Origin of the sequence: Trinickia sp., assembly GCF_051953955.1 — a bacterium.
Lineage (GTDB): Bacteria > Pseudomonadota > Gammaproteobacteria > Burkholderiales > Burkholderiaceae > Trinickia.
The window spans coordinates 17,683-28,021 of the sequence record NZ_JBQCIF010000021.1 but is presented as its reverse complement, the minus strand read 5'-3'; the positions used below and the strand labels follow the sequence as shown (position 1 = coordinate 28,021).

General features: G+C 64.9%; 10 protein-coding genes. All 10 read right to left on the bottom strand.

Features of this window, described 5'->3' with window-relative positions; translation table 11 throughout:
* Positions 1–1,191, bottom strand: a complete 1,191-nt coding sequence (locus ACTHNZ_RS04025) for an O-succinylhomoserine sulfhydrylase (protein ID WP_440541208.1) — start codon at positions 1,189–1,191, stop codon at positions 1–3.
* An 11-nt stretch (positions 1,192–1,202) separates the two neighbouring features.
* Entirely contained in the window at positions 1,203–2,750 is a 1,548-nt protein-coding gene (purF, locus tag ACTHNZ_RS04020; protein ID WP_440541207.1) for an amidophosphoribosyltransferase, read from the bottom strand.
* Between the two features lie 60 nt (positions 2,751–2,810).
* Positions 2,811–3,305, bottom strand: a complete 495-nt coding sequence (locus ACTHNZ_RS04015) for a CvpA family protein (protein WP_440541206.1) — start codon at positions 3,303–3,305, stop codon at positions 2,811–2,813.
* Between the two features lie 7 nt (positions 3,306–3,312).
* Positions 3,313–4,215 (bottom strand): SPOR domain-containing protein, encoded by a 903-nt coding sequence (locus ACTHNZ_RS04010; RefSeq protein ID WP_440541205.1) that lies wholly within the window; start codon positions 4,213–4,215, stop codon positions 3,313–3,315.
* Between the two features lie 49 nt (positions 4,216–4,264).
* Positions 4,265–5,575: a bifunctional tetrahydrofolate synthase/dihydrofolate synthase gene (gene folC, locus ACTHNZ_RS04005; protein ID WP_440541204.1), complete on the bottom strand. Its 1,311-nt coding sequence runs from the start codon at positions 5,573–5,575 to the stop codon at positions 4,265–4,267.
* A gap of 48 nt (positions 5,576–5,623) precedes the next feature.
* Complete coding sequence (accD, locus tag ACTHNZ_RS04000) at positions 5,624–6,496, bottom strand: acetyl-CoA carboxylase, carboxyltransferase subunit beta (protein WP_440541203.1); 873 nt, start codon at positions 6,494–6,496, stop codon at positions 5,624–5,626.
* A gap of 154 nt (positions 6,497–6,650) precedes the next feature.
* Complete coding sequence (trpA, locus tag ACTHNZ_RS03995; RefSeq protein WP_440541202.1) at positions 6,651–7,451, bottom strand: tryptophan synthase subunit alpha; 801 nt, start codon at positions 7,449–7,451, stop codon at positions 6,651–6,653.
* Between the two features lie 39 nt (positions 7,452–7,490).
* Positions 7,491–8,351 (bottom strand): DNA-methyltransferase, encoded by an 861-nt coding sequence (locus tag ACTHNZ_RS03990; protein ID WP_440541201.1) that lies wholly within the window; start codon positions 8,349–8,351, stop codon positions 7,491–7,493.
* A 20-nt stretch (positions 8,352–8,371) separates the two neighbouring features.
* The gene (gene trpB / locus ACTHNZ_RS03985; protein WP_440541200.1) at positions 8,372–9,565 is read right to left on the bottom strand and encodes a tryptophan synthase subunit beta; all 1,194 of its coding nucleotides are present in this window, start codon (positions 9,563–9,565) and stop codon (positions 8,372–8,374) included.
* 63 nt (positions 9,566–9,628) lie between these two features.
* Positions 9,629–10,339 (bottom strand): phosphoribosylanthranilate isomerase, encoded by a 711-nt coding sequence (locus ACTHNZ_RS03980; protein WP_440541199.1) that lies wholly within the window; start codon positions 10,337–10,339, stop codon positions 9,629–9,631.

Genomic DNA, 10,339 nt, shown 5'->3' with positions numbered 1-10,339 from the left:
CTACCCCTCCAACCCCCGCCCCAAATCCGCGCAGATATCGCGCGCATCCTCGAGCCCTACGGCCACGCGAAGCAGCGCCTCGGTAATCCCGGCTGCCGCACGCGCCTCGGGCGTGATCCGGCTGTGCGTCGTCGTGGCCGGATGGGTGATCGTCGTGCGCGTGTCGCCCAAATTGGCCGTGATCGAGCACAGCTTCGTCCCGTCGATGACACGCCACGCGTTGGCACGTTGCGCTTCCGGTGTGTCGCCCACCACCTCGAACGCGAGCACCGAACCGCCCGAGCGTTGTTGCCGCCGCGCCAGTTCGTACTGCGGATGCGATTCGAGCCCCGGGTAGTACACACGCTTGACGGCAGGATGCGCTTCGAGCCACCGCGCAACGGTCAGCGAACTCGCCGAATGACGCTCGGCACGCAGAGCCAACGTCTCGAGCCCCTTCAGCAGCACCCAGGCGTTGAACGCCGACAACGTCGGCCCCGTCGTGCGCACGAACGGAAACACCTTCTCCATGATGAACTTGCGCGTGCCGACGAGCGCCCCACCCAACACACGCCCTTGACCATCGATGAGCTTCGTCGCCGAATGCATGACGACGTCGGCCCCCAGCTTCAACGGCTGCTGCACAGCCGGGCTGCAAAACGAATTGTCGACGACGAAAATAGCGCCGGCCGCCTTTGCAATTTTGCCGATGGCTTCGATGTCGCACAGCTCGGTCAACGGATTGGACGGCGTCTCCACGAAAAATAGCTTCGTTTCGGGACGCACCGCTTGCTGCCACGCATCGAGGTCGTTCGGATCGACATAGGTCGTGCTGATGCCGAAGCGGGAGAGGATCTGCGAGAACAGGCCGAGCGTCGAGCCGAACAACGCACGCGAGCTGACGATGTGATCGCCGGCTTGCATCGCGGCCATCACGACGGAAAGAATCGCGCTCATGCCCGATGCCGTGGCAATGCAGGCCTCGCCGCCCTCGAGCGCGGCCAAGCGCTCCTGGAACATCGTGACCGTCGGGTTCGTGAAGCGCGAATACGTGTAGTAGTCCTCGGAATGCTTGAACCGCTCGGCCGCCTCCGCGGCGCTGTTGAAGCAAAAGCTCGACGTCAGAAAGAGCGCTTCCGAGTGCTCGTTGTAGTCCGTTCGCACGGTACCGGAGCGCACGGCGAGCGTATCGAAGTTCAAAGAGTCGTCCATATGCTCGCCACTCACTCGACCGACAACTGCAAATGCAGTTGTGAACGCGTCACGCTGCCGTCGACGACGTCGCCTGCCGAATCGCGCTCGAGCTGCGATTGCGGCGAAAGCCGCGCGCGCTCGATCGCATCGAGGTACTGCGACGTGATATCGCCGGTGATGTAGTCGCCATCGAAGCACGACGCTTCGAAGCGCGTCAGCGCCGGGTTGATGTCGCTGACGGCTTGCTTGAGCGCGCCAACGTCCTGATAGACGAGGTGATCGGCGCCGATGATCTTCGCGACCTCTTCGTCCGAGCGGCCGTGGGCAACGAGCTCGCTGCGCGTCGGCATATCGATGCCGTAGACGTTCGGATACTTTACGGGCGGCGCAGCCGACGCGAAGATGACGCTCTTCGCGCCCGCGTCGCGCGCCATCTGCACGATCTCGTGCGAGGTCGTGCCGCGCACGATCGAATCGTCGACGATCAGCACGTTCCTGTCCTTGAACTCGATCGCCATCGCGTTCAGCTTCTGACGCACCGATTTCTTGCGTACCGCCTGGCCCGGCATGATGAACGTGCGGCCCACGTAGCGGTTCTTGAAGAACCCTTCACGATATTCGACGCCGAGCTTCGACGCTACCTGCATCGCCGCCGGACGCGATGAATCGGGAATCGGCATGACCACGTCGATCGGCACGCCGGGCAGCACGCGCTTGATCTTCTCGGCCAGATAGTCGCCCATGCGCAGGCGGACGTTATAGACGGACACGCCATCGAGCACCGAGTCGGGACGCGCGAGATAGACGTATTCGAAGATGCAGGGATTCAGGCTCGGCTTGTCGGCACACTGCTGGCTGTGCAGATTGCCCTCGTTGTCGATGAAGATCGCTTCGCCCGGTGCCACGTCGCGAACGAAATCGAAACCGATGCCCTCGACGGCAACCGATTCCGACGCTACGATCCACTCGACGCCTTGTGCCGTTTCCTGCTTGCCGATGCAAAGGGGGCGAATGCCGAACGGATCGCGAAACGCCAGCAGGCCATAGCCCGCGATCAGCGAGACGATCGCGTACGAGCCGCGCACGCGGCGATGCACGCCGGCCACGGCCTTGAACACCGTGGCGGGATCGAGTTGCAGGCCCGAGCTCGCCAATTGCATTTCGTGAGCCAGCACGTTGAGCAGCACCTCGGTATCCGAGTTCGTGTTCACGTGGCGGCGGTCGATGCGGAACATCTCGTCTTTCAGTTGCTGCCAGTTCGTGAGATTGCCGTTATGCGCGAGGATGATGCCGAACGGCGCGTTCACGTAGAACGGCTGCGCTTCTTCTGCGCTCGACGCCGAGCCGGCCGTCGGGTACCGCACCTGACCAATGCCGGCCGTGCCGGGCAGGCTGCGCATGTTGCGCGTGCGGAACACGTCGCGCACCATGCCGTTCGCCTTGTACATGTGGAAGGTGCTGCCGTTCGCCGTTGCGATGCCGGCTGCGTCCTGGCCACGATGCTGCAACAGCAAGAGGCTGTCGTAGATCAGTTGATTGACCGGGGAATGGGAGACTACGCCTACGATGCCGCACATGGCAGGGTCCTTCAAAGATACGAAAACAGGGGTGCCGGCCGCCCGGCCGGCACCTGTGCCTCAGACGCGAACGTACGCCGCGAGCGCCGGGGGCAGCAATGGCTTCAATTCGCGCACGCCTTGCTCGGCATAGGGCCGCAGCAGCGCGTTGCGCCAAAATTCTTGCTTCGGCAACTCGGTCAACCCCGCGAGGGCCACCAGCAGCAGCACGAACACGGCACCGCGCACGATGCCGAACAGCAGACCGAGCGAGCGATCCACGCCGCCGAGGCCCGTCACGGCCACGAGCCGCGCGATCAACGCGTTGGCAACGCTCGCCACGAGCACGACGCCGATCATGATCACCGCGAATGCCAGCAGCCATTGCGTCAGCGCGCCGCCAGGCCAGTCGCTTGGAATATAGGGCACCAGGAGCTGCACGTAGCGGCAAGCCACAAAAAAAGCCACCACCCAGCCGATCAACCCGAATATTTCCGACAACAGCCCGCGCCACGCGCCGCGCAGGGCCGACAAACCGATGACGGCCAGCGCCGCATAGTCGAATGCAGTCAGCATCGGGCCGTCATTGCCCCGCGTTGCCGGCGCTCGCCGTCAAACCGGCGTCGCGTACTTTCGCGACCGCGGCGGATGCTGCCGCGCGGTCTGCGAACGGACCGGCAAGCAAGAACGTGCGCGTCTTGCCGTCAGCTTGCTTATGGTGTTCCGTGTAGGCGGGCACGCCAGCGGCCTTGAGCTTCGTTTCCCAGGCGCGCGCGCTCGCGTCGTCCGCGAACACGCCGAGGCGAACGGCAAACCGCGCGCCGGGCGGAGCAGCCGGCGTACCGGAATCGGCATCGGCCGAGCTCGGTGCGGGTATGACGGCTGTTTTGCCGGAATTGGAATTGGAACTCGAGTGGGGGCCTGCGTGCGCCGTCTGCGTCGACGAAGCGGCCGATTGTGCCTGTTTGGCTGCAACCGGCTTCGATTCGGTCTGCTTCGAGGAGAGCGGCGCGGCGGCCCCCTTGGCGTTCTTGGCCGCGGGTTGCGCGGCGGCCTGCGCGGGAGCGGACGCGATGCCGGCTACCGCGGTGCCGGAACCGGCATCGCCCGTATCGGGCACCACGCCGGCTTGGGTATCGTCGTCTTTACCATCGCTCGCGCGAGACGGAGCAGTCGAGGGACGGGTGGGGATATCGATGGCGATATCGTCGGTCACGGGCTTCGGGTGCGAATCGAGCACCATCGGCAAGATCACGACGGCCGCCACCACGAGCGCAATCGCGCCGACGAGCCGCCGGCGCGCGCGCTGCTTTTCGGGCAGCGTCGGATCGAGCAGCATCGCGTCGGCATCGCCCGTGCGCTCGCTGCGGCGAGCTCGCCGCGGCTCGCGCCCTTCGAACGCCCCCCCGCTACCACGCGCGGATTTTGTGGCGGCACCCCGCCGGCGCGGTGCGTCGTCTTTCTTGCCGAACGAAAAAAATCCCATGAATCGCTGAGTTCGAGGGGCGCGCGGCCATCGATTTGGCACGCATCGGTCAATGTTGCCGAGACTTACGGTAAGCCATCACGCCGGCAACCGTATAGAAACTGCCGAAAACCGCGATTCTATCATCCTCTGTCGCCCGGCTCAGCGCGTCTTGAAACGCCTCGGCCGGCGAACCGAAGCGTTTGATGCTGCTGTCGGGCCCGTCCTCGACGCCTTCGTCGCGCAAGATCCTTTCCAGATCCTCGGCGCGAGCCGCGCGTCCGAGCGGCAGATCGGTCACGCACCAGTGGTCGACCTCGCCTTTCAAGTGCTTGACGACGCCGGCGATGTCCTTGTCGTGCATCGCCCCGAATACGGCATAGGTGTAGCGGAAAAAGCCCATGCTGCCCAAATTTTGGGCCAGCACGGCTGCCGCGTGCGGATTGTGGCCGACGTCGAGGACGACCGACGGCCGCCCCGGCAGCACTTGGAAGCGCCCGGGCAACTCGACGTTGGCAAGGCCGAGCCGCACGTCTTGCGCCGATACGGGCAAGCGGTCGCGCAGCGCCTCGAGCGCGGCCAGCGCCGCCGACGTATTGATGAGCTGATTCGCACCGCGCAGCGCGGGATACGCCAGGGCCGAACGCCGCAAGGTGGGGCCGACGTAGCTCCACTGCTGCCGCTCGCTGCCCGCTTGTCCTTCGTATCGGAAATCGCGCCCGAACAGCCACAGCTCGGCACCGATCGCATGGGCGTGATCGATCAAAGTTTGCGGCGGAGCGGGGTCGGCACAAATCGCAGGCCGGCCCGGACGGAAAATGCCCGCTTTCTCGAACGCGATCTTCTCGCGCGTGTCGCCCAGATATTCAGTGTGATCGATGTCGATGCTCGTCACGACCGCACAATCGGCATCGACGATGTTGACGGCATCGAGCCGGCCGCCGAGCCCGACTTCGAGTATCACCGCATCGAGCGGAAGCGACGCGTACAAGTGCAGAATCGCCAGCGTCGTGAATTCGAAGTAAGTCAGCGAAACCGGTTCGGCAAAGCTCGTGCGCGCCGCCTCGACCGCCTCGAAATGCGGAAGCAGCTCTTCATCGGTCGCGTTGCGGCCGTCGATGCGGGCACGCTCATTGAATTCGAGCAGATGCGGCGACGTATGGCAGCCGACGCGATAGCCGCCGGCACGCAGGATCGCCTCGAGCATCGCGCAGGTCGAGCCCTTGCCGTTCGTGCCGCCCACGGTGATGACGGGGCAATCGAGCTCGAGCCCGAGCGCATCCTTCACCTTGCCGATGCGCGTGAGGCCCATGTCGATGCCGACCGGATGCGCCGACTCGAGATGCGCGAGCCAGGCGTCGAGAGAGGAAAAAGTGGTCATCCAAAGCCGCGGGCCGTCCCCGCATGAATGCAGCGTTCAACAGTCGAGTTAGGCGACGGCGTCCGCAGGCTGGCGCGTGAGCAGCGCGATGAGTCGCGCCAATTCCTCGCGCAGCTTGCGGCGATCGACGATCATGTCGATCGCGCCCTTTTGCAGCAGGAACTCGGCACGCTGGAAGCCTTCGGGCAGCTTCTCACGCACGGTCTGCTCGATCACGCGCGGGCCGGCGAAGCCGATCAGCGCCTTCGGCTCGGCGATTACGACGTCGCCGAGGAACGCGAAGCTCGCCGACACCCCGCCCATCGTCGGGTCCGTCAGCACGGAGATGAACGGCAGCTTGGCGTCGGCCAGCTTCGTCAACATGGCCGTGGTTTTCGCCATCTGCATCAGGGACAGCAAGCTCTCTTGCATCCGCGCCCCGCCGGAGGCCGTAAAGCAAATGAACGGCACCTGCTGTTCCAGCGCATTTTGCGCGCCACGCGCGAACCGCTCGCCGACGACCGACCCCATCGAGCCGCCCATGAACGCGAACTCGAAGCACGAAACGACGACCGGCAGCGTATGAATCGCGCCGCCCATGACGACCATCGCATCGGTTTCGCCCGTTTCGTCCATCGCATCCTTGATGCGCTCGGGGTACTTGCGGCTGTCCTTGAACTTGAGCGCATCGACCGGCACAATTTCCTGGCCGATCTCGTAGCGCCCCTCGGCATCGAGCAATGCATCGAGGCGGGCCCGCGCGCCGATGCGCATGTGATGGCTGCATTTCGGACAAACGTGCAGATTGGCCTCGACGTCGTTGCGGTACAGCACCGCCTCGCAAGCCGGACACTTGACCCAGAGCCCCTCCGGAATGCCCTTGCGGCTTTTCGGGTCGGTCTGTTTGATCTTCGGCGGCAGCAGTTTGTCGAGCCAGCTCATCGTTTTTCCTTCAGATAGTGTTGTTTCTCGCGCACGAGGCGCGTAGGTCTCTCGCCGTCCGGCGCCGGTACGAGCCGCCACGCTTCGAGAGCCGGCGCACTCGCCGGATCGGGCCGCAACCGGCCGCAACCGGTGCCAGCGAGTGCGCCCCCCGTCAGGCAGCGTCCAGCGCCTGGCGAATCTGGGCCACGAAGCTCTTCAGCTTCGAGGCGGCCGTTTCCGCCGGTACCTCTTCGAGCAACTGAACCAAGCGGCTGCCGATCACGACGGCGTCGGCCACATCGGCCACCGCACGCGCCGTCGAGGCATCGCGAATACCGAATCCGACCCCGACGGGCAGCCGCACCTGCGACTTGATGGCCGGGATTTTACCCGCGATGCTGGAAACGTCCAGATTTGCGGCGCCGGTCACCCCTTTCAGCGACACATAATAGACGTAACCGCTCGCCACTTTGCCGACGGCGGCGATCCGTTCGTCGGTCGAGGTGGGCGCAAGCAAAAAGATGGGATCGATGCCGGCCGCGCGCAGCCGCTCGGCGAATCCGGCCGATTCCTCGGGCGGGTAATCCACGGTCAGCACGCCGTCGACGCCCGCTTCGGCGGCCGCCGCGGCGAAAGCATCGACACCCATCCGTTCGACAGGATTCGCATAGCCCATGAGGACAACCGGCGTATCGGCATCTTGCTCCCGAAACCGCTTCACGTCGGCCAGCACGTGCTTGAGCGTGACGCCGTTCGCGAGCGCGCGCTCCGACGAGCGCTGAATGACCGGGCCGTCGGCCATCGGGTCCGAGAACGGCACGCCGAGCTCGATGACGTCGGCGCCGCCGGCCACGAGCGCATGCATGAATTCGACCGTGCGGGCCGGATCCGGATAGCCGGCCGTGATGAACGGGATCAGGCCTTTCTTGTTTTGCGCGGCCAATGCCGCGAACTTCTGTTCGATACGGGACATGATGTCTTCTCTACCGATAAGTGCGCTTCGCCGCGCCGCTCACGAGGCGACGGCGGATGCGACGGACGGTGCGCCGCCGAGGGCGGCCACGCGTTCGCGCGCGATCGCGCAGTAGTTTTCATTGATCTCATAGCCGACGAATGCGCGAGCGTGCCGTGCGCAAGCCACCGCCGTCGTGCCGCTTCCCATGAACGGATCGAGCACGCGGCCGCCGGGCGGACAACTCGACAACACCATCCGCTCGACGATCTCGAGCGGCTTTTGCGTCGGATGATCCACGCGCTCGGCATGTTGACGATGCAGCCGCGACACCGACCACACATCCTTCGGGTTGTAGCCGACTTCGAGCCATTTGCTGCCTTCGAACAACTTGCGCGAACGGGCCTTCTTCGTCGCCGCGTCGTAGGGAATGCGCACCGGGTCGAGATCGAAGTAATAATCCTTCGAAACGGCGAAAAACCCGATGTTATCGTGCACGGACGTGAAACGGCGCGTCGTGCCCCCCATGCTCGGCACACGCCTGTCCCAGATGATCTCGTTGACCATCGTGAGCTTCGTCTTCAAGAACGAGAAGATTTCCGGCGCGTACTGCCACGTGCAAAAAACGTAGAGCGAACCGCTCGCCTTCAGCTTCGGGATGGCCAACTCGAGCCAACGACGCGTCCAAGCGAGAAAGTCCTCGCCCGAACGCATGTCGGAATCGTTACCGTAGTCCTTGCCGAGGCCATACGGAGGATCGGCGACGATGAGGTCGATCGAGCCGTCGGCCAACGCCTGCGCCTCCGCCAAGAAATCGCGGTTGTGCAGATCGATGGGGAGCCGTGCGGCGCTCGTGCCGCCAAGCGCCCCGCCCGCTGCCGCCGGTTGCGGCGCGTCGAATTCGTCGATGAGATCGCGCATTGCCGACTAATGCTCGGCGCTCAGAGCGCGAGCCCCGAACGTTCGGCGACCGTGTGCATATCCTTGTCGCCGCGGCCCGACAAATTGACGAGCAAATGCGTATCGCGCGGCAACGTCGGCGCGATCTTGGCCGCATACGCGAGCGCATGGCTCGATTCGAGCGCGGGGATGATGCCCTCGATCCGGCAGCAGTCGTGAAATGCCTTGAGCGCTTCTTCGTCGGTGATGGCGACGTACTGCGCGCGCCCGCTGTCCTTCAGCCATGCATGCTCGGGCCCGACGCCCGGATAGTCGAGGCCCGCCGATACCGAATGCGTCTCGATGATCTGGCCGTCTTCATCCTGCAGCAGATAGGTCCGGTTGCCGTGCAGCACGCCGGGGCTGCCGCCTGTCAGCGACGCCGCGTGGCGGCCCGTCTCGATCCCGTCGCCCGCTGCCTCTACGCCGACGAGCTTGACGGCCGCGTCGTCGATGTACGGATAGAAAATCCCCATGGCATTGGAGCCGCCGCCGACGCAAGCGATCACCATGTCGGGCTGACGGCCCGTCAACTCCGGCATCTGCACTCGGCATTCGTCGCCGATCACGCGCTGGAAATCGCGAACCATCATCGGATACGGATGCGGCCCCGCCACCGTGCCGATGATGTAGAACGTGCTTTCGACATTCGTCACCCAGTCGCGCATCGCCTCGTTCAACGCATCCTTGAGCGTGCGCGAACCCGATTCGACCGGAACGACGGTCGCGCCGAGCAGCTTCATCCGGTAGACGTTGGCGGCCTGCCGGCGCACGTCCTCGGAGCCCATGTAGACGACGCACTCCATGCCGAAGCGTGCCGCGATCGTGGCCGTGGCCACGCCGTGCTGCCCCGCGCCCGTTTCGGCGATCACGCGCGGCTTGCCCATGCGTTTAGCCAGCAGCGCTTGGCCGATCACGTTGTTGACCTTGTGCGCGCCCGTGTGATTGAGGTCTTCTCGCTTGAGAAACACCTGCGCGCCGCCCAGCAGTTCGCTCCACCGCTTGGCATGGTAGACCGGCGAAGGGCGGCCGACGAAGTACTTCAGCTCGCGCTCGTACTCGGCGATGAAATCGGGGTCTTGGCTGAACTTCTCGTAGGAGATTCGAAGCTCGTCCAGGGCGTGGACGAGCGTTTCGGCGACGAACGTGCCGCCGTACGGGCCGAAGTGGCCCTGTTGATCAGGAAGGTTGTACATGGTCGTCACTCTTCGCAGCGGCGGCGTGGCGCGTATTCGTCAGGCCGCGCCGCCTTGCCTTTGTCACCCGGCGTCCGCTTCGCGCACCGCGCGCACGAACGCCGCCATTCGGGCGTGATCCTTCACGCCCCTCGCGCCCGGCACTTCGATGCCGCTAGAGACATCGACCGCGTACGGGCGCACGCGCCGAATGGCGTCACCGACGTTTTGCGCGTTCAACCCACCACTCAAAACGGCCCGACGCGCGAGCTCTGCTGGAATAAGTGACCAATCGAATGTCTTCCCGCCGCCGCCATAGCCCTCGACGAGCGTGTCGAGGAGCAAGCCGCCGGCTGTCGAATAGTTGAGGGCCAATTCTACCAAATCGGAAGGCCGCGTATCGGCACCGATGCGTAATGCGCGCAGCCACGGCAATCCCGCCACGCCCGCCAGTTGCTCGCACTGCCCCGGGGTTTCGTCGCCGTGAAATTGCAGCATCGTCAGCGGGACGTTGCTCGCGACTTCGCCGATCCACGCCACCGTCGGATTCACGAACAAACCGACGACCGAGACGAACGGGGGCAGCCCCGCGGCGAGATCGATGGCTTCGGCCACGCCGACCGAGCGCGGGCTCGGCGGATAAAAGACGAGCCCGATGGCGTCCGCGCCCAATTCGATGGCCAGCTCGACGTCCGCCCGGCGCGACAAGCCGCACAGCTTGATGCGCGTGCGTCGGGGGTTCTGGCCGGCGGCGCGTGCATCGGGCTCTGCATCGGGGGCAGCAATGCTTGTCAT